Here is a 16,305-nt window from a genome sequence, read left to right on the forward strand (position 1 = left end):
CAGCCTAAGCAAGACTGCGGTCTTTTTTATTGCCTGCAAATCAGTACAGAACGCCATCCAGAATTTCGTAGACGATCCCGGTACCGACCGCGATCAACACAATATCGCCACCGGCCCGGCGCCACTCATAGCCCGGATACACCGGCAAACGCCCCAACGCCCGGGGATCAAGGCGCTCACCGTAATAACCGTGGGGCAACGGCCGGCCGCGTTCCAGGCGAATGCCCGGAGGTGGCGGTGCACCGCGAACGAAGTAGCCGTGATTGTCACGGATTACCTGGCGCACCGGTCCGAAGTCACGTGGTGGCGGGCCGCCACGGTGGCTGCTTTGCCAATCATGGTGATCGCCACCGCGATCGTCGTAGTGGCCCTGTTGCGGGCCGCCGTGGTCGTGATCGTCGCGTGGGTCGGCGCTGGCCAGCAGCGGCGTGGCGCTGATCATCAGCACCCCCAGACTGGCAATCAGACGTTTCGGCATTTTCATGGGGTTTCCTCACTGCACTGACAGCAAAAAGGGACTCAGAACGTGGTTCTGAATCCCTCGGTCTTGCTGAATTAGTCTGTGCCGCGAGACGCTAATTCCTCTGTATCAGGAACTTTACCTTCAGCTGACGCGGGCCTTACGCACGCCTTCGGACAGCGCCGAGCACAGGCTCAGCACGCCATCGATGGCCTGAGCCGGAGTGGTCGCGTTGGCAATGTGATCAATCAGTGCCGAGCCCACCACCACACCATCGGCCAGATGCGCAATGGACGCGGCTTGCTCCGGCGTACGGATACCGAAACCGATGCTGATCGGCAGGTCGGTATGACGGCGCAGGCGCGCCACCGCTTCCTCGACGTGTTCCAGAGTCGCCGCGCCGGCACCGGTCACACCGGCGACCGACACGTAGTAAACGAAGCCGGAGCTGCCGTTCAGTACTTTCGGCAAACGTGCGTCATCGGTGGTTGGCGTGGTCAGGCGGATGAAGTCGATGCCGGCAGCCTGGGCCGGGTCGCACAGCTCTGAGTTGTGCTCTGGCGGCATGTCGACCACGATCAGGCCATCAACCCCAGCCTCTTTAGCTTCGGCGATGAAACGCTCGACGCCGAACTTGTGGATCGGGTTGAAGTAACCCATCAGCACCAGCGGCGTGTCGCTGTTGTCCTTGCGGAACTCGCGAACCATTTGCAGGGTTTTGATCAGGTTCTGCTTGGCGCCCAAGGCACGGATGTTCGCCAGTTGAATCGCCGGGCCGTCGGCCATCGGGTCGGTGAACGGCATGCCCAGTTCGATCACGTCGGCGCCGGCTTTCGGCAGGCCCTTGAGAATTGCCAGCGAAGTGTCGTAGTCCGGATCACCGGCGGTAACGAAGGTCACCAGGGCAGCGCGGTTCTGTTGCTTGAGTTCGGCAAAGCGGGTTTGCAGGCGGCTCATCAGTGTTTCTCCTGCTTGGAAGTTTCCATGTGGTGCATGACGGTCTGCATGTCTTTGTCGCCGCGACCGGACAGGTTGACCACCATCAGGTGATCCTTCGGCAGCTTCGGTGCGCGTTTGAATACTTCGGCCAGGGCATGGGCGCTTTCCAGTGCCGGGATGATGCCTTCGAGGCGGCAGCACTGGTGGAACGCATCGAGGGCTTCGTCGTCAGTCACCGAGGTGTACTGGACGCGGCCGATGTCATGCAACCACGCGTGTTCAGGGCCGATGCCCGGGTAGTCGAGGCCGGCGGATATCGAGTGAGCGTCGATGATCTGGCCATCGTCGTCCTGCAGCAGGAAGGTGCGGTTGCCGTGCAGCACACCCGGTACACCGCCGTTGAGGCTGGCCGCGTGCTTGCCGGTCTCGATGCCGTAACCGGCGGCTTCGACGCCGATGATTTCCACGCTCTTGTCGTCGAGGAACGGGTGGAACAGGCCCATGGCGTTGGAACCGCCACCGATGCACGCCACCAGGCTGTCCGGCAGGCGACCTTCCTGGGCTTGCAACTGCTCGCGGGTTTCCTTGCCGATCACGGCCTGGAAGTCGCGAACCATGGCTGGATAAGGGTGCGGGCCGGCCACGGTGCCGATCAGGTAGAAGGTGCTGTCGACGTTGGTCACCCAGTCACGCAGCGCTTCGTTCATCGCGTCTTTCAGGGTGCCGGTGCCAGCGACCACCGGGATCACTTCGGCGCCCAGCAGCTTCATGCGGAACACGTTGGCCTGCTGGCGCTCGATGTCGGTGGTGCCCATGTAGATCACGCAGTCCAGACCGAAACGCGCAGCCACGGTGGCGGTGGCCACGCCGTGCATGCCGGCGCCGGTCTCGGCGATGATGCGCTTCTTGCCCATGCGCCGCGCCAGCAGGATCTGGCCGATGCAGTTGTTGATCTTGTGCGCGCCGGTGTGGTTCAGCTCTTCGCGCTTGAGGTAGATCTTGGCGCCACCGCAGAACTCGGTCAGGCGCTCGGCGAAGTACAGCGGGCTCGGACGTCCGACGTAGTCGCGCTGGAAGTAGGCCAATTCTTCTTTGAACGCCGGATCTTCCTTGGCCGCTTCATATTCGCGGGCCAGGTCGAGGATCAACGGCATCAGGGTTTCGGCAACGTAACGGCCGCCGAACGAGCCAAACAGGCCGTTGGCGTCAGGGCCGTTACGCAGATCGGAGGTGTTCGAAGTCTGGGTCATGGTTCGCTCCAGCGGATTTCACGAGAAGACAATGGCGTTCACTCTACCCCTGACCTTCCAGACTGAAAACCGATAAGATCGCCACAACCTGTCAGGAAAACTCACAGATATCATGAGCCATGACCTTCCCCCGCTGAACGCCCTGCGCGCCTTCGAAGCCACCGCCCGGCTGAACAGCGTCAGTCAGGCCGCCGAGCAGCTGCACGTCACCCACGGCGCGGTCAGCCGCCAGCTCAAGGTGCTTGAAGAGCACCTTGGCGTCAGCCTGTTCGTCAAGGACGGTCGCGGCTTGAAACTCACAGATGCCGGTATCCGTCTGCGCGACGCCAGCGGCGAGGCGTTCGACCGCTTGCGCAGCGTCTGCGCCGAGCTGACCCAAAGCACCGCCGACGCTCCGTTCGTGCTCGGCTGCTCCGGCAGCCTGCTGGCGCGCTGGTTCATTCCGCGACTGGGAAGGCTGAATGCCGATCTGCCGGACTTGCGTCTGCACTTGTCCGCCGGAGAAGGCGACCTCGACCCGCGCCGCCCGGGACTGGATGCGCTGCTGCTGTTCGCCGAACCGCCATGGCCGGCCGACATGCAAGTCTATGAGCTGGCCAGCGAACGCATCGGGCCGGTCATGAGCCCATTGTTCAGCGGCTATCAACAACTGAAATCAGCACCGCCCGCTGCCTTGCTCGACGAGCCCTTGTTGCATACGACTTCGCGCCCGCAAGCGTGGCCGAGCTGGGCACAGCAAAACGGCCTCGATGCCAAGGCGTTGAAGCTGGGGCAAGGTTTCGAGCATTTGTATTACTTGCTGGAAGCGGCCGTCGCCGGGCTGGGCGTGGCGATCGCGCCGGAACCGCTGGTGACTGAAGACTTGAAGGCCGGGCGCCTGGTCGCGCCATGGGGTTTTTGTGAAACCCCGGCGCAACTGGCGTTGTGGCTACCCAAGCGCGCCGCCGACGGGCGCGCCCGGCAATTGGCGCAGTGGCTCAGGAATGAGCTGCGCCAGGCGGATCACTCGCCGCGCTTGAACAGCAAGTAAGCGGCCAGCAGACCCAGTGCACCGACCGCCACACCGGCGGTCGTCCACGGATGTTCCTGCGCGTAATCGCGGGTGGCGATCCCGGTTTCGCGGGTTTTGACTTTGACTTCTTCGTAGGCATCGCTGAGCAGACTGCGCGAATGTTTCAGCGCACTTTCGGCGTTGCCCTTGAGCGCCTTGAGGGTCTTTCGCGACTCGTCCGAAGCGTCGTCTTTCAGGCTTTCCAACGATTTGAGCAGACTCTCGATCTCCGCTTCCATGCTTTGCAACGAGGCTTTGCGTAACGAGGTGTTGGCCATGGTGGCTCTCCTGCATTGGTGATGAGTGGCGTGTGTTGTTTGGGACTTCACGGGTTCTGGAAAGTGCAGAAAATCTGAACTCCGGTTTCTCCCGGCGACCGAAATCAACAGCGCAAATCGCTGCTAGGCTCAATTCCACACGTCAAGGAGATCGCCATGAGTGACCATCACACCTACAAGAAAGTCGAGCTGGTCGGTTCGTCCACCAGCAGCATCGAAGACGCCATCAACAATGCGCTGGCCGAGGCCAACAAGAGCATCAAGCATCTGGAATGGTTTGAAGTGGTCGATACCCGTGGCCACATCAAGGACGGCAAGGCTGCCCACTTTCAAGTGACCCTGAAAGTCGGGTTCCGGATTGCCAGCAGCTGAGTTTGGGCTACGCTTCTGAACTTGCGCGCTGGCCGAATGCCATAGGAATGGCAAAGCGCTACAGGGTGGACGCATCAAGTGAACTTGGTGCCCGCCTCTTTTAATCCGACCAGGGAGTGCGACCGATGAAGAAGTTCATATTGGCAGTAGGTTTGTTGAGCCTTGCGGGTGGTGCGTTTGCTGCCGGCAAGCCTTGCGAAGAAGTGAAAGCCGAGATCGCGGCAAAACTGGATGCGAAACACGTCTCCGGTTATTCGCTGGAAATCGTCGATAAAGGTGCAGCAGCGGGCGGCAAGGTCGTCGGCAAGTGCGAGGGCGGCACCAAGGAAATCGTCTACAAACGCGGTTGATCGCGCCTGAAATGCAAAAGCCGACGCAATGCGTCGGCTTTTTTGTAGCCGGATGTCAGCCCTTCATCACCTGTGCCAGCAACTCGTAGGAATGCAGGCGATCGGCGTGTTCGTACAGGTCGCAGGTAAAGATCAGCTCATCGGCCTGGGTCTGTTCGATCAGCACCTCCAGTTTCGCGCGAATTTTCTGCGGGCTGCCGACCATCGCCAGACCAAGGAAATCACCCACCGCCTCACGCTCATGAGGCAGCCACAGGCCGTCCATGGTTTTCACCGGCGGACGCTGCACCAGACTTTGCCCACGCATCAGCGCGAGGATTCGCTGGTACACCGAGGTCGCCAGGTAATCGGCCTGTTCGTCGGTGTCGGCCGCCACCAGCGGCACGCCGAGCATCACATAAGGCTTGTCGAGCACCGCCGAAGGCTTGAAGTGATTGCGATAGACGCGAATCGCCTCGTGCATGAAGCGCGGTGCGAAATGCGAGGCAAAGGCGTAGGGCAAACCGCGCTCGCCGGCCAGTTGCGCACTGAACAGACTGGAGCCGAGCAGCCAGATCGGCACATTGGTGCCAGTGCCAGGCATCGCGATCACCCGCTGATCCGGCGTACGCGGGCCAAGGAAGCGCACCAGTTCGGCGACGTCTTCAGGGAAATCGTCGGCGCTGCCGGAGCGCTCTCGGCGCAGGGCGCGGGCGGTCATCTGGTCGGAGCCCGGCGCACGGCCCAGGCCGAGGTCGATCCGCCCCGGATACAGGCTTTCAAGGGTGCCGAACTGCTCGGCAATCACCAGCGGCGCGTGGTTGGGCAGCATCACGCCACCGGAGCCGACACGGATGGTCGAGGTGCCGCCGGCCAGATAACCCAGCAACACCGAAGTCGCGGAACTGGCGATGCCGTCCATGTTGTGGTGCTCGGCGACCCAGAACCGGGTGTAGCCGAACTTCTCGACATGCTGCGCCAGATCCAGCGAGTTGCGCAGCGACTGGGCCGGGCTGCCGTTCTCGCGCACCGGCACCAGATCGAGGGTGGAAAACTTTACGTCGGACAGTTGCTTCATGAACCTGCATCTCCGATTGAGGGCGCCGGTTTGTTCCTGACGAACGCAAACCTGCCCAATTCATAAGCGTGTTCTCTGCAATAAGGGCATATACCCGAGTTTCAATAGTCGATCCGAAATTTCCTACTAAAAAAGTCAACGATTCAACCGGGCTGAACTTTGTTCCGGCGTCTATCCTCAGAAGCCTTGCAGGCAAAAACCACGACGGCGCGGCGTTTCGCGCCCGAATTGAAGGAGGCACACATGGCTATCGTGAAGAAGGCATCCGCACACTGGGAAGGTGACCTGAAAACCGGCATCGGCTCGATCTCCACCGAAACCGGCGTGCTGCGGGAAGCGCCGTACGGCTTCAAGGCCCGCTTCGAGGGCGGCAAGGGCACCAACCCGGAAGAACTGATCGGCGCGGCCCATGCCGGCTGTTTCTCCATGGCGTTCTCGATGATCCTCGGCGATGCCGGGCTGAAGGCCGACAGCATCGATACCCAGGCCGAAGTCACCCTCGATCAGGTTGACGGCGGTTTCGCGATCACTGCAGTGAAGCTGATTCTCAAGGCGAAGATTCCGGGCGCCACCCAGGCGCAGTTCGAAGAACTGAGCAACAAGGCCAAGGAAGGTTGCCCGGTGTCGAAGGTATTGAATGCGAAAATCAGCCTGGATGCGTCGCTGGTCAGCTGATCGACTTGAGCAGAATCAGAACCCGCCAGGCAAAAATGTGGTCGAATAAATGACAGCAGCTTTCGCGCATCGTCGTGCGCACTGCTCCCAGGAGCTTCAACCATGAAACGTTTTGCTTTGGCGGTTATCTGTGGCGTGCTGGCAACTTCGGCCTTCGCGGCACCCAAAGATTGCGAAGAACTCAGGAAAGAGATCGAAATCAAGATTCAGGCGAATGCCGTGCCTTCCTACACGCTGGAGATAGTCTCCAAAGAGGAAGCCGAAAAGCACGACGTCGCCATGATCGTCGGCACTTGCGAGAACGGCACCAAAGCCATCATCTACCAGAAGAACGACAGCTGATTCACGCTAGATGGCGCAATAGGTGTCGCGATCCTCGGCGACGATTTCCCGCTTGGCGTTATACAGCCGGGCACTGGGAGTAAACATCAGGGAGCGACCCTCCAGCACGTACCGCTGACCCGCTTCGAAATGATCGAAGCGGATGGTCAGGTAGCACAGGCGCTCCACAGGGTCGTTCAACATGCCAGCTCCTCCACCGGGTGCCTCGAAATCGAAACGCACCAGCAACTCATGGCTGCCGGGCGTTACCTGGAAAAAACGTCCGTCAGTCAGGCGCTGCTTGTCGAGACGTTCGGCCATCAACAGTTTTCCGCCCGGGGTCGGCGTCGAGAACTCGACCCAGGCCATGTTGGGGTCGACCGGGGGCATCGGCGTCTGACAACCGGCGAGCACACCGGCAACCAGCAACAGCATTGACTTGCGCATGATGAATGTCCGTGGATTCGGACATCCAGCATAACGCCGATCAGGTGCGCTGACAGCCTGCCGGTTTGCCCTGGCCGACTACATTTTTCTGCTGGTCATAGAGCTTGGCCCACGGCCGGAAACCGATATAGCCGGCCTGAAGCTCATAGCGCTGGCCGGCGTTGAAGTCCGTGAATTTCAGGCTCAACTGGCAATCGCGCCACAGGGGCTCGGCGTCCGGGCCGATGTTGGTCGCTTCCACCGGAAACTGGTAGCGCACCTTCAGTTCATGACTGCCGGGTTGTACCTCGAAGTAACGTTTGTCGACGGCGGCCTTCCTGTCGACTTCCAGCGCTTGCAGCGCCGTGTCCTGTTGCCGGGCGTCCAGATCGATCCAGGCTTGCGAGGGGTCAGGCGAAGGCATTCCGAATCCGGCACAACCGGCCAGCGTCAGCAGGCCTCCCGTCAGTATCAAGATGCGCATGGCGGAGCTCCAATGGGCGGGATAGTCTTGCGATCAGACTTTCCAGGGATGTTCTTATTGTGATCAGGCCGTTTCCAAGCCTTGGGTTACTTGATCGCGTTTTGCGGGTTTTGTTTCCGGGTGTGTTGTTTTTGTTGCTCAACGGTTGTTCCAGCGTCAGCTATTACAGCCAGCTGGCCAGCGGTCAGCTGCAATTGCTACGGGCGCGGGAGCCGGTGGCCAAGGTGATTGCCGACCCGAACCGTGACGCAACGCTGCGCGCCCACTTGGCCCAGTCGCAGAAGGCCCGGGATTTCGCCAGCCAACACCTGCACCTGCCGGATAACCAGAGCTATCGCCTGTACGCCGACATCCATCGGCCGTATGTGGTGTGGAACGTGTTCGCCACCCCGGAGTTTTCCCTGAGCCCGCAGAACCACTGCTTCCCGATTGCCGGGTGCGTGGCCTATCGCGGTTACTACAGCCAGAGTGCGGCGCGGGGCGAGGCGGCAATACAGCGCCTGCAAGGCATGGACGTGTCGATCGGCGGCGTCGAGGCCTATTCGACCCTGGGCTGGTTCAACGACCCGATCCTCAACTCGATGATGGGCTGGGGTGACGAACGCTTGGCCACGCTGATCTTCCATGAGCTGGGCCACCAACGTTTCTATGTGAAGGATGACACCGAGTTCAACGAGTCCTACGCCACGTTTGTCGAGCAGGAAGGCACCCGGCAGTGGCGGGCGTTTCGTGGTCTGCCACCAGAAAATGACGCACAGCTCAAACGTCGTGACCAGTTCATTCAACTGATCCTCGATACCCGTGCCCGGCTGGAAAAGCTGTACACACAACAGATGCCCGTCGAGCAGATGCGCGAACGCAAGGCTGCCGAGTTCGAACGGTTTCGCCGCGATTATCGGGAGATGCGCGACAGCCAGTGGGCCGGGGACAAGCGTTATGACGCTTGGGTCAATGCGCCGCTGAACAATGCGCGATTGTTGCCGTTCGGGCTGTATGACCAGTGGGTGCCGGCGTTTGCTGCCCTGTTCAGGCAGGTGGGCGGGGATTGGCAGAAGTTCTATGCACAGGTGGAGAAACTGGGCGGATTGCCGGCCGACAAGCGAAAGACAGCCCTGCGTGAGCTGGCTGCCCTTCGCTCCGATTGACGATCAGCGCTGCAAAAACGCCTGATGCAACTCAGCCAGGGTTTCAAAGTGATAAGCCGGCGCCTCGGCGCTCAGCTCTTCATGACTACCGAAGCCATAACCCACGGCTGCCGCATCCAGTCCGTTGCTGCGGGCGCCGATCAGGTCGTGTTTACGGTCACCGATCATCAGCGTGGTAGCCGGATCCAGCCCTTCTTCAGCCATCAGGTGTGCAATCAACTCAACTTTGTTGGTACGGGTGCCGTCCAGTTCACTGCCGTAGATCACCTTGAAGTGTTTGGCAAAATCGAAGTGCCGGGCGATTTCCCGGGCGAACACCCACGGTTTTGAAGTCGCGATATACAGTTGTCGGCCTTGGCCACTCAGGGTTTCCAGCAACGGCGTAACGCCCTCGAACACCCGGTTCTCGTACAACCCGGTGACCTTGAAACGCTCGCGATAGAAATTCACCGCCTCCCAGGCCTTGGCTTCATCGAAACCATAAAACTGCATGAACGCCTGCAACAGCGGCGGGCCGATGAAGTGTTCCAGTTTGGTCAGGTCCGGTTCATCGATGCCGAGTTTGGCCAAGGCAAACTGGATGGAGCGGGTGATGCCCTCACGCGGATCGGTCAGGGTGCCATCGAGGTCGAACAGTACGGTCTGGTAATGCATGAAAAATCCCGGGCAATAGAGAGAAAAGTCAGAGCTGGTCGTAGCCTTCGGCCAGGTGCAGGTCCTTGAGCTTCACGTAGTTCGCTGCGCTGTAGGTGAAAAAGGCGTTTTCCTTGTAGGTCAGCGGGCGAACCTGTTTCACCGGGCTGCCCACGTACAGGAAACCGCTTTCCAGACGTTTGCCCGGCGGCACCAGGCTGCCGGCGCCGATGATCACGTCGTCCTCGACCACCGCGCCGTCCATGACAATGCTGCCCATGCCGATCAGCACGCGGCTGCCGACGGTGCAGCCATGCAGCATGACCTTGTGGGCGATGGTCACGTCATCGCCGATCAACAGCGGGAAGCCGTCCGGGTTGAACGGGCCGGCGTGGGTGATGTGCAACACGCAGCCATCCTGCACGCTCGTGCGCGCGCCGATGCGGATGCGGTGCATGTCGCCGCGGATCACCGTCAGTGGCCACACGGAGCTGTCTTCGCCGATTTCGACGTCGCCGATCACCACCGCGGAGCCGTCGACAAAAGCGCCTTGGCTCAAGCGTGGGGTGTGATTCTGGTAGTTGCGAAGGGACACGATTAGTTCTCTCTCTGTCGCCGATAGCTGCGGTGGGTGTCGATTGTAATTAAGATGGGCGCATGTTTCTTCCAGCCAAGGTGCAACCGTGAGCGTGAACAACCCTCTTCTGCAGTCCTACGACCTGCCGCCGTTCTCCGCGATCCGTGCCGAACACGTGCAGCCGGCCATCGACACCATCCTGGCCGACAACCGCGCCGCCATCGCCGAGATCCTCAAGACCCAGGGCCAGAACCCGACGTGGGCCGGGCTGGTGCTGGCGATGGACGAACTCAATGATCGCCTGGGCGCAGCCTGGAGTCCGGTCAGCCACCTCAATGCCGTGTGCAACAGCGCCGAACTGCGCGAAGCCTACGAGTCGTGCCTGCCGGCCCTGAGCGCCTACTCCACCGAGATGGGCCAGAACCGCGAACTATTCCAGGCCTATGAAGCCCTGGCCAACAGCCCGGAAGCCGCCGGTTTTGACGTGGCGCAGAAAACCATTCTGGAACACGCCCTGCGCGATTTCCGCCTGTCGGGTATCGACCTGCCGGAAGCCGAACAGAAGCGCTACGCCGAAGTGCAGAGCAAGCTGTCCGAGCTGGGCAGCCGCTTCTCCAACCAGTTGCTCGACGCCACTCAGGCCTGGACCAAGCACCTGACCGACGAAGCCGCCCTCGCCGGCCTGACCGATTCGGCCAAGGCGCAAATGGCTGCTGCGGCACAGGCCAAAGGCCTCGACGGCTGGCTGATCACCCTGGAATTCCCGAGCTACTACGCGGTGATGACCTACGCCCAGGACCGTGCGCTGCGCGAAGAAGTCTACGCCGCCTACTGCACCCGTGCGTCGGATCAAGGCCCGAACGCCGGCCAGAACGACAACGGCCCGGTGATGGGTGAAATCCTCGACCTGCGTCAGGAGCTGGCCAAGCTGCTGGGTTTCTCCAGCTTCTCCGAGCTGAGCCTGGCGACCAAAATGGCCGAATCCAGCGATCAGGTGCTGAGCTTCCTGCGTGATCTGGCCAAACGCAGCAAACCGTTTGCCGCCCAGGACCTGCAACAGCTCAAGGCTTACGCCGCCGAGCAGGGCTGCGCCGATCTGCAAAGCTGGGACAGCGGTTTCTACGGTGAAAAACTCCGTGAACAACGCTACAGCGTCGCCCAGGAAACCCTGCGCGCCTACTTCCCGATCGACAAGGTACTGGGCGGCCTGTTCGCCATCGTTCAGCGCCTGTACGGCATCGAAATCGCCGAACTGAAAGGCTTCGACACCTGGCATCCGGACGTGCGCCTGTTCGAGATCAAGGAAAACGGCCAGCACGTCGGCCGCTTCTTCTTCGACCTCTACGCCCGCGCCAACAAGCGCGGCGGTGCCTGGATGGACGGCGCCCGCGACCGTCGCCGCACCCTCGACGGCGTGCTGCAAAGCCCGGTGGCCAACCTGGTGTGCAACTTCACCCCGGCCGACAGCGGCAAGCCTGCGCTGCTGACCCACGATGAAGTCACCACCCTGTTCCACGAATTCGGCCACGGCCTGCATCACCTGCTGACCCGCGTCGAACATGCCGGTGTATCCGGCATCAACGGCGTGGCATGGGACGCGGTCGAGCTGCCGAGCCAGTTCATGGAAAACTGGTGCTGGGAGCCGGAAGGCCTGGCGCTGATTTCCGGCCACTACGAAACCGGCGAGCCGCTGCCACAGGATCTGCTGGAAAAAATGCTCGCGGCGAAGAATTTCCAGTCCGGCCTGATGATGGTGCGTCAGCTGGAATTCTCGCTGTTCGACTTCGAACTGCACGCCACCCACGGTGACGGCCGTAGCGTTGCGCAGGTTCTGGAAGGCGTTCGCAACGAAGTCTCGGTGATGCGTCCTCCGGCCTACAACCGCTTCCCGAACAGCTTCGCCCACATCTTCGCCGGCGGTTACGCGGCGGGTTACTACAGCTACAAATGGGCGGAAGTGCTGTCGGCGGATGCCTTCTCCAAGTTCGAAGAAGACGGCGTGCTCAATGCCGACACCGGTCGCGCCTTCCGCGAAGCAATCCTGGCCCGCGGCGGCTCGCAGGAGCCGATGGTGCTGTTCGTCGACTTCCGTGGCCGTGAGCCATCGATTGACGCACTCTTGCGCCACAGCGGCCTGAGTGAGGACGCGGCAGCATGAGTGAGGCACCTGTGAAAACGAAAAAACGCTTTATCGCCGGGGCGGTCTGCCCGGCGTGCAGCGAGCCGGACAAGCTGATGATGTGGAGCGAGGACGATGTTCCGCACCGCGAATGCGTGGCGTGCGGCTACAGCGATACGCTCAATGCCCAAGGGTTGTCGGTTCCGAAGGAACTGGGCACGCGGGTCAACACCAGCGCGCTCAAGCCTGCACCGGACAAGACGGTTCAGGCAGTGCAGTTCTTCCCGAACCCGAAGCTGAAGAAAAAGCCCGACGAGCAACACTGATCCGGCACCACCTTCCACCGATTTCCGGTGGAAGGTGGTATTGGTTTAACACCTGTCCCTTGCACTTGCTTCGTAGGCTGGCCGTTTCCGCCATGCCTCGAAGGAAGCTGCCATGCCTGACTCCAATCCCCTCCTGCAACACTGGACCCTGCCGCCCTGGCCGGCGATTCGCGCCGAGCATTTGCTGCCGGCGATCAACAGCATCATCGCCGACCACCGACGAATCATTGCGCAAGTGCTCGCCACTCAGCTGGAGCATCCCGGCTGGGACGATCTGGTACTGAGCATCGACGAAGCCGATGCCCGCCTCAGTGAATTTCGGTCGATTCTCGAAACACTGTCCATGGTCGGATCCGACGATGCCGACTGGCTTGTGGAAATCGCCAAAACCCATCTAGCGCTCAACCAGTATCGCTCCGAAAAAAGCCTCAATCGCCCGTTATACGAGGCTTACCAGCACTTGGCGCAGAGCTCGATCGCGGCCAGTTTCGATGAGTCACGCAAAATCGTACTGGCGCGGATACTGCGCAAATTCAGGCAGTCGGGCATCGAACTTCCCACCGCGCAGCAGCAGGAACAGTCCCGCTTGAACCTTGAGATCGGCGGCCTGGAATCCAGGTTCTTGACCCACCTTGAACACTGGACCGAGACCTGGAGCAAACGTGTCGACGATATTGCACAGCTTGCAGGTCTGTCCCCGTCGATGAAGGATCGCCTGGCGCGCGCCGCACACGAGGCCGGACATGAAGGCTGGCTGATTCGCCTGGACCAGAACACCTGCCAGCACATCCTCAAATACGCCGAGAATCGTGCGTTACGCGAGGAATGCTGTGTGGCCTACGCGACCCGCGCTTCCGATCAGGGGCCGCTGGCCGGGCGCTTCGACAACGGCCCGGTACTGGCAAAGCTGCTTGCCTTGCGCCGACAGAAAGCCCGCTTGCTTGGCCACGAAAACGCCGCGCAACTGAGTCTGGCAAAAAGCATGGCCGGAACGACGGCCTGGGTCAGGGATTTTCTAGATTGCCAGGTTGCGCAATTGACCCCCATCCTGGAGCAGGACGCCAAACAACTGGCCGCCTTCGCCCGGCAACGCGGAATCGACCGGGTCCAGCCATGGGATGAAGATTTCCTCGCTGAACAATGGCGGCAGCAACAGTTTCCCGGAGCGCTGGATAATCTGCGCGACTACTTCGCGTTCGATGGCACCTTGCGCCGGCTCTGTCTGTTCTGCGAACGCATGTTCGGGATCCGTATCGTCGAACAGGTCGGCGGGAAACACTGGGATGACGATGTGCGACTGCTGGAAATCAGCGAGCATGAACAGGTCATCGGTTATATCTACCTCGACCCGTTTCATCGCGATAACGCTGCTGATTTCGCCGGAACATCCACACTGCGGAATCGCCGCATCAATGCCGAAGGCCGACCGGCGCTACCCATTGCCGTGCTCTACAGCAATTTCACACCGGGCACCGACGGCCACCCCTGCCGACTCGAACTCAACGATCTGCGGGTACTTTTTCATGAGTTCGGTCACTGTCTTCAGCACGTTTTGACGCGTTCGCCCCATCACACCCTGTCCGGCATCCTGCAACAGGGGCATGAGGCGGCGGAGTTTTCCGGGCAATTGTTCGAGCAGTGGTGCCTGTCGCGGGAGTTCGTGCTGTGGCTCGGTGCGCATTTCCAGACCGGCGAGCGCTTGAGCGCAGCACGGGTCGACGCCGCACTCTCGGCCAGCCAGGCTCACTCCAGTCGGCAACAGGCCTTGATACTGATGGGAGCGCTCATCGATTTCGAACTGCACGCCACCCACGGCGACGGGCGCTCTGTCGAAGAGGTTTGCGCCGACGTGCAGCGCAAAATGACTCACTTGCAACTGCCCGACAGTCACCGGTTCGCCAATGGTTTCGATTACATGGTGACTCAGTACGACGCTTCGGTTTACGCCTATGTCTGGTCAGGGGGGCTGGCTCAGGAAGCGTTCAAACGCTTCAGTCGTGACTGGGTGTTCAGGGCGCAGACCGGCCGGGCTTTCCGGGAAACGTTCTTTGCGCCCGGAGCCGGTCGCCCGTTGCTTGAGGCTGTTGAAGCATTCATCGGCCGGCCGGTCAGTGAAGAACTGTGCCCTGGCCGACCGATCATCCGGCGGTTTACTTCAGATTGACGGTCTGGAACCAGCTCTTCATCGAGCAGGTAGCGAAGGCACTGGTGCTGCAATCGCCATTGGCCAGCGCGGTACGCAGCTTGTCGACGTCAGCCTGCATCACGTAGCGCACGCCGTCCTTGAAGTGGCCGCTTTCACCGAAACCGCCCTGGGTCATTTCGTTCAGGGCGTCTTCCTTGCTCCAGCCCTGCACGACGATGCGGTACATCGCGGCCATCAGGCCGGTGCGGTCGGAGCCGTGCTTGCAATGCATCAGCACCGGGCCGTTGGCTTCGGCGGTCTGGATTGCACGCAGGGTCTTGAGGACGTCGGCGTCATCGACATGATTGGTGCGATACGGCAATTGCACCTGGTTGATGCCCGGGGTTTTCAGCCAGCTCGAGTCCTCTTCCGGAAGGAAGTTGATGACCGTGGCCACTTTCAGGTTTTGCAGCAACGGCACGGCACCGGCGTCAGGCAGTGCACTGCGATAGAGCGTGGGCGACATCTGGAAGAAGTTGTATTTCATTTCGACCGGTTGTGCCCATTCCGGAGGGCGAGAAACCGGCGCATCTGCGGCGTGGGCCGGGATCGAGCCGAGCAGGGCAAACAGCGAGAAACAGATCGCGGAGGAAAAACGCTTCAAGGACATGCTGTGCGGTGACCGTATGGGATTCGTCAGTGAGGGCGGCAGCTTGCGGGTTGTCCAGTCAAATCCCTGTGAGGCGATTGTCAAAGAAACGTGAAGCCGGGGACTTCCTTCGTCGCAAACTTGGGCTTTTTTTCGGCTGAATCGGTTCATCCGGTTGGTTAGGCTGCTACCATTTGTCACATCATGTTGCAGACGCGTCCCCGTTTTCCGGGTCATTTCCGGCCACGTCGCAACCGACCACTCAAAAAGCCGTCCCCAGAAACGGCTGATAACCATCAATGCCTGATGAGGTGCACCCCATGTCTGATCAAGATCGAGACAACCCGCGGCGTGAGTTCTTGCGCAAATCCCTGACCCTGATCCCGGTGGTCACCCTCGCCGGCACCGGCCTGGGCAGCAGCGTGCTGCAAGCAGCTCCCGAAAGCTCGCCAGCCCCGGCACCCGCCAAATCGGTTGCCGCAGATACAAGCGCCTACCAGCCAAGCTACTTCACCGCCGAAGAGTGGGCGTTCATCAATGCCGCCGTCGCGCAGTTGATCCCCAATGATGCTCAGGGCCCCGGCGCTCTCGAGGCCGGCGTGCCGGAATACATCGATCGTCAGATGAACACCCCGTACGCCGCCGGTGCCCTGTGGTACATGCAAGGCCCGTTCAACGCCGACGCCGCGCCCGAGATGGGCTGGCAGAGCAAACTGGTGCCAAAAGAAATCTATCGCCTCGGCATCGCCGCCACGGATCAGTGGACAAAATCCCTCAACGGTAAAACATTTGCCGAGCAAGACAGCGCTACCCGAGACGATTTGCTCAAGCAACTCGAAGCCGGGAAACCGCAATTCGACAGTGTTCCGGCGAAGATTTTCTTCAATCTTTTGCTGCAAAACACCAAGGAAGGATTCTTCTGCGACCCGATCCACGGTGGCAATAAAGGCATGGTCGGCTGGACCATGATCGGCTTCCCCGGCGCCCGCGCCGATTTCATGGATTGGGTGGAACGCAACGAGCAATACCCCTTCCCGGCAGTTTCGATTCGCGGCGAGAGGGCGTGAG

20 protein-coding genes are annotated in these 16,305 nt (G+C 60.8%); 10 read left to right on the forward strand and 10 right to left on the reverse strand.

The features are described 5' to 3' along the window. Positions 1-40: 40 nt before the first annotated feature. The 3 genes from AC07NR_RS09740 to trpB all read right to left on the reverse strand — a co-directional run bounded on the left by AC07NR_RS09740 (position 41) and on the right by trpB (position 2,649). Positions 41-484 (reverse strand): anti-virulence regulator CigR family protein, encoded by a 444-nt coding sequence (locus AC07NR_RS09740; protein WP_085713007.1) that lies wholly within the window; start codon positions 482-484, stop codon positions 41-43. A gap of 120 nt (positions 485-604) precedes the next feature. After that, positions 605-1,417 (reverse strand): tryptophan synthase subunit alpha, encoded by an 813-nt coding sequence (gene trpA, locus AC07NR_RS09745; protein WP_495078480.1) that lies wholly within the window; start codon positions 1,415-1,417, stop codon positions 605-607. After that, positions 1,417-2,649, reverse strand: a complete 1,233-nt coding sequence (gene trpB, locus AC07NR_RS09750; RefSeq protein WP_495078481.1) for a tryptophan synthase subunit beta — start codon at positions 2,647-2,649, stop codon at positions 1,417-1,419. The genes trpA and trpB overlap by 1 nt, the downstream gene beginning before the upstream one ends. A 112-nt stretch (positions 2,650-2,761) precedes the next feature. Between trpB and AC07NR_RS09755 the strand changes: the two genes are divergently transcribed. Beyond that, entirely contained in the window at positions 2,762-3,679 is a 918-nt protein-coding gene (locus AC07NR_RS09755; protein WP_248740270.1) for a LysR family transcriptional regulator, read from the forward strand. On the opposite strand, the gene AC07NR_RS09760 is transcribed toward AC07NR_RS09755, so the two are convergent. Then, positions 3,652-3,978 carry an ElaB/YgaM/YqjD family protein gene (locus AC07NR_RS09760; RefSeq protein WP_007953918.1) on the reverse strand — a complete coding sequence of 109 codons (327 nt, stop codon included), beginning with the start codon at positions 3,976-3,978 and terminating at the stop codon, positions 3,652-3,654. The two genes, AC07NR_RS09755 and AC07NR_RS09760, sit on opposite strands and share 28 nt — an antisense overlap. 156 nt (positions 3,979-4,134) lie before the next feature. Between AC07NR_RS09760 and AC07NR_RS09765 the strand changes: the two genes are divergently transcribed. Next, positions 4,135-4,350 carry a dodecin gene (locus tag AC07NR_RS09765; protein ID WP_003220389.1) on the forward strand — a complete coding sequence of 72 codons (216 nt, stop codon included), beginning with the start codon at positions 4,135-4,137 and terminating at the stop codon, positions 4,348-4,350. 125 nt (positions 4,351-4,475) lie between these two features. Then, positions 4,476-4,700 (forward strand): DUF1161 domain-containing protein, encoded by a 225-nt coding sequence (locus AC07NR_RS09770; RefSeq protein WP_085713011.1) that lies wholly within the window; start codon positions 4,476-4,478, stop codon positions 4,698-4,700. A 55-nt stretch (positions 4,701-4,755) separates the two neighbouring features. Here AC07NR_RS09770 and AC07NR_RS09775 read toward each other — a convergent pair whose 3' ends face one another. After that, positions 4,756-5,757 (reverse strand): LLM class flavin-dependent oxidoreductase, encoded by a 1,002-nt coding sequence (locus AC07NR_RS09775; RefSeq protein WP_065260633.1) that lies wholly within the window; start codon positions 5,755-5,757, stop codon positions 4,756-4,758. A 243-nt stretch (positions 5,758-6,000) separates the two neighbouring features. Between AC07NR_RS09775 and AC07NR_RS09780 the strand changes: the two genes are divergently transcribed. Next, a complete protein-coding gene (locus AC07NR_RS09780; protein WP_011331817.1) occupies positions 6,001-6,432 on the forward strand; it encodes an OsmC family protein in 432 nt (143 codons plus the stop codon). Positions 6,433-6,534: 102 nt separating this feature from the next. After that, positions 6,535-6,774: a DUF1161 domain-containing protein gene (locus AC07NR_RS09785; RefSeq protein ID WP_085713012.1), complete on the forward strand. Its 240-nt coding sequence runs from the start codon at positions 6,535-6,537 to the stop codon at positions 6,772-6,774. A 6-nt stretch (positions 6,775-6,780) separates the two neighbouring features. On the opposite strand, the gene AC07NR_RS09790 is transcribed toward AC07NR_RS09785, so the two are convergent. Then, on the reverse strand, positions 6,781-7,200 hold the full coding sequence (locus AC07NR_RS09790) for a PA0061/PA0062 family lipoprotein (protein ID WP_085713013.1): 420 nt from the start codon (positions 7,198-7,200) through the stop codon (positions 6,781-6,783). Positions 7,201-7,240: 40 nt separating this feature from the next. After that, positions 7,241-7,663 (reverse strand): PA0061/PA0062 family lipoprotein, encoded by a 423-nt coding sequence (locus AC07NR_RS09795; RefSeq protein ID WP_305834585.1) that lies wholly within the window; start codon positions 7,661-7,663, stop codon positions 7,241-7,243. A gap of 59 nt (positions 7,664-7,722) precedes the next feature. On the opposite strand from AC07NR_RS09795, the gene AC07NR_RS09800 reads away from it, so the two are divergent. Beyond that, on the forward strand, positions 7,723-8,808 hold the full coding sequence (locus tag AC07NR_RS09800) for an aminopeptidase (protein ID WP_495078482.1): 1,086 nt from the start codon (positions 7,723-7,725) through the stop codon (positions 8,806-8,808). A gap of 3 nt (positions 8,809-8,811) precedes the next feature. Here AC07NR_RS09800 and AC07NR_RS09805 read toward each other — a convergent pair whose 3' ends face one another. Beyond that, the gene (locus tag AC07NR_RS09805; RefSeq protein WP_495078483.1) at positions 8,812-9,462 is read right to left on the reverse strand and encodes an HAD family hydrolase; all 651 of its coding nucleotides are present in this window, start codon (positions 9,460-9,462) and stop codon (positions 8,812-8,814) included. 28 nt (positions 9,463-9,490) lie between these two features. After that, on the reverse strand, positions 9,491-10,036 hold the full coding sequence (locus AC07NR_RS09810) for a gamma carbonic anhydrase family protein (RefSeq protein WP_495078484.1): 546 nt from the start codon (positions 10,034-10,036) through the stop codon (positions 9,491-9,493). 88 nt (positions 10,037-10,124) lie between these two features. Between AC07NR_RS09810 and prlC the strand changes: the two genes are divergently transcribed. The 3 genes from prlC (at position 10,125) to AC07NR_RS09825 (ending at position 14,627) form a co-directional block, all read left to right on the forward strand. Continuing rightward, positions 10,125-12,176 carry an oligopeptidase A gene (gene prlC, locus AC07NR_RS09815; RefSeq protein ID WP_495078485.1) on the forward strand — a complete coding sequence of 684 codons (2,052 nt, stop codon included), beginning with the start codon at positions 10,125-10,127 and terminating at the stop codon, positions 12,174-12,176. Beyond that, on the forward strand, positions 12,173-12,463 hold the full coding sequence (locus tag AC07NR_RS09820; protein WP_007953955.1) for a YheV family putative zinc ribbon protein: 291 nt from the start codon (positions 12,173-12,175) through the stop codon (positions 12,461-12,463). Before prlC ends, AC07NR_RS09820 begins: the two co-directional genes overlap by 4 nt. 112 nt (positions 12,464-12,575) lie before the next feature. Continuing rightward, positions 12,576-14,627, forward strand: a complete 2,052-nt coding sequence (locus tag AC07NR_RS09825; RefSeq protein ID WP_495078486.1) for a M3 family metallopeptidase — start codon at positions 12,576-12,578, stop codon at positions 14,625-14,627. Here AC07NR_RS09825 and AC07NR_RS09830 read toward each other — a convergent pair. Beyond that, the gene (locus AC07NR_RS09830) at positions 14,614-15,258 is read right to left on the reverse strand and encodes a dual specificity protein phosphatase family protein (protein WP_134828649.1); all 645 of its coding nucleotides are present in this window, start codon (positions 15,256-15,258) and stop codon (positions 14,614-14,616) included. The genes AC07NR_RS09825 and AC07NR_RS09830 overlap by 14 nt on opposite strands. Before the next feature lie 299 nt (positions 15,259-15,557). On the opposite strand from AC07NR_RS09830, the gene AC07NR_RS09835 reads away from it, so the two are divergent. Next, entirely contained in the window at positions 15,558-16,304 is a 747-nt protein-coding gene (locus tag AC07NR_RS09835; protein WP_495078487.1) for a gluconate 2-dehydrogenase subunit 3 family protein, read from the forward strand. The last annotated feature ends 1 nt before the right edge of the window (position 16,305 follow it).

The sequence above is a fragment of the Pseudomonas sp. GW821-FHT09C09 genome (genome assembly GCF_059418105.1).

What these genes read in the sequence shown, in the direction of transcription:
- AC07NR_RS09740 (WP_085713007.1), bottom strand. Translation starts at nt 484, where the DNA reads ATGAAAATGCCGAAACGTCTGATTGCCAGTCTGGGGGTGCTGATGATC.
- trpA (WP_495078480.1), bottom strand. Translation starts at nt 1,417, where the DNA reads ATGAGCCGCCTGCAAACCCGCTTTGCCGAACTCAAGCAACAGAACCGC.
- trpB (WP_495078481.1), bottom strand. Translation starts at nt 2,649, where the DNA reads ATGACCCAGACTTCGAACACCTCCGATCTGCGTAACGGCCCTGACGCC.
- AC07NR_RS09755 (WP_248740270.1), top strand. Translation starts at nt 2,762, where the DNA reads ATGAGCCATGACCTTCCCCCGCTGAACGCCCTGCGCGCCTTCGAAGCC.
- AC07NR_RS09760 (WP_007953918.1), bottom strand. Translation starts at nt 3,978, where the DNA reads ATGGCCAACACCTCGTTACGCAAAGCCTCGTTGCAAAGCATGGAAGCG.
- AC07NR_RS09765 (WP_003220389.1), top strand. Translation starts at nt 4,135, where the DNA reads ATGAGTGACCATCACACCTACAAGAAAGTCGAGCTGGTCGGTTCGTCC.
- AC07NR_RS09770 (WP_085713011.1), top strand. Translation starts at nt 4,476, where the DNA reads ATGAAGAAGTTCATATTGGCAGTAGGTTTGTTGAGCCTTGCGGGTGGT.
- AC07NR_RS09775 (WP_065260633.1), bottom strand. Translation starts at nt 5,757, where the DNA reads ATGAAGCAACTGTCCGACGTAAAGTTTTCCACCCTCGATCTGGTGCCG.
- AC07NR_RS09780 (WP_011331817.1), top strand. Translation starts at nt 6,001, where the DNA reads ATGGCTATCGTGAAGAAGGCATCCGCACACTGGGAAGGTGACCTGAAA.
- AC07NR_RS09785 (WP_085713012.1), top strand. Translation starts at nt 6,535, where the DNA reads ATGAAACGTTTTGCTTTGGCGGTTATCTGTGGCGTGCTGGCAACTTCG.
- AC07NR_RS09790 (WP_085713013.1), bottom strand. Translation starts at nt 7,200, where the DNA reads ATGCGCAAGTCAATGCTGTTGCTGGTTGCCGGTGTGCTCGCCGGTTGT.
- AC07NR_RS09795 (WP_305834585.1), bottom strand. Translation starts at nt 7,663, where the DNA reads ATGCGCATCTTGATACTGACGGGAGGCCTGCTGACGCTGGCCGGTTGT.
- AC07NR_RS09805 (WP_495078483.1), bottom strand. Translation starts at nt 9,462, where the DNA reads ATGCATTACCAGACCGTACTGTTCGACCTCGATGGCACCCTGACCGAT.
- AC07NR_RS09820 (WP_007953955.1), top strand. Translation starts at nt 12,173, where the DNA reads ATGAGTGAGGCACCTGTGAAAACGAAAAAACGCTTTATCGCCGGGGCG.
- AC07NR_RS09825 (WP_495078486.1), top strand. Translation starts at nt 12,576, where the DNA reads ATGCCTGACTCCAATCCCCTCCTGCAACACTGGACCCTGCCGCCCTGG.
- AC07NR_RS09830 (WP_134828649.1), bottom strand. Translation starts at nt 15,258, where the DNA reads ATGTCCTTGAAGCGTTTTTCCTCCGCGATCTGTTTCTCGCTGTTTGCC.
- AC07NR_RS09835 (WP_495078487.1), top strand. Translation starts at nt 15,558, where the DNA reads ATGTCTGATCAAGATCGAGACAACCCGCGGCGTGAGTTCTTGCGCAAA.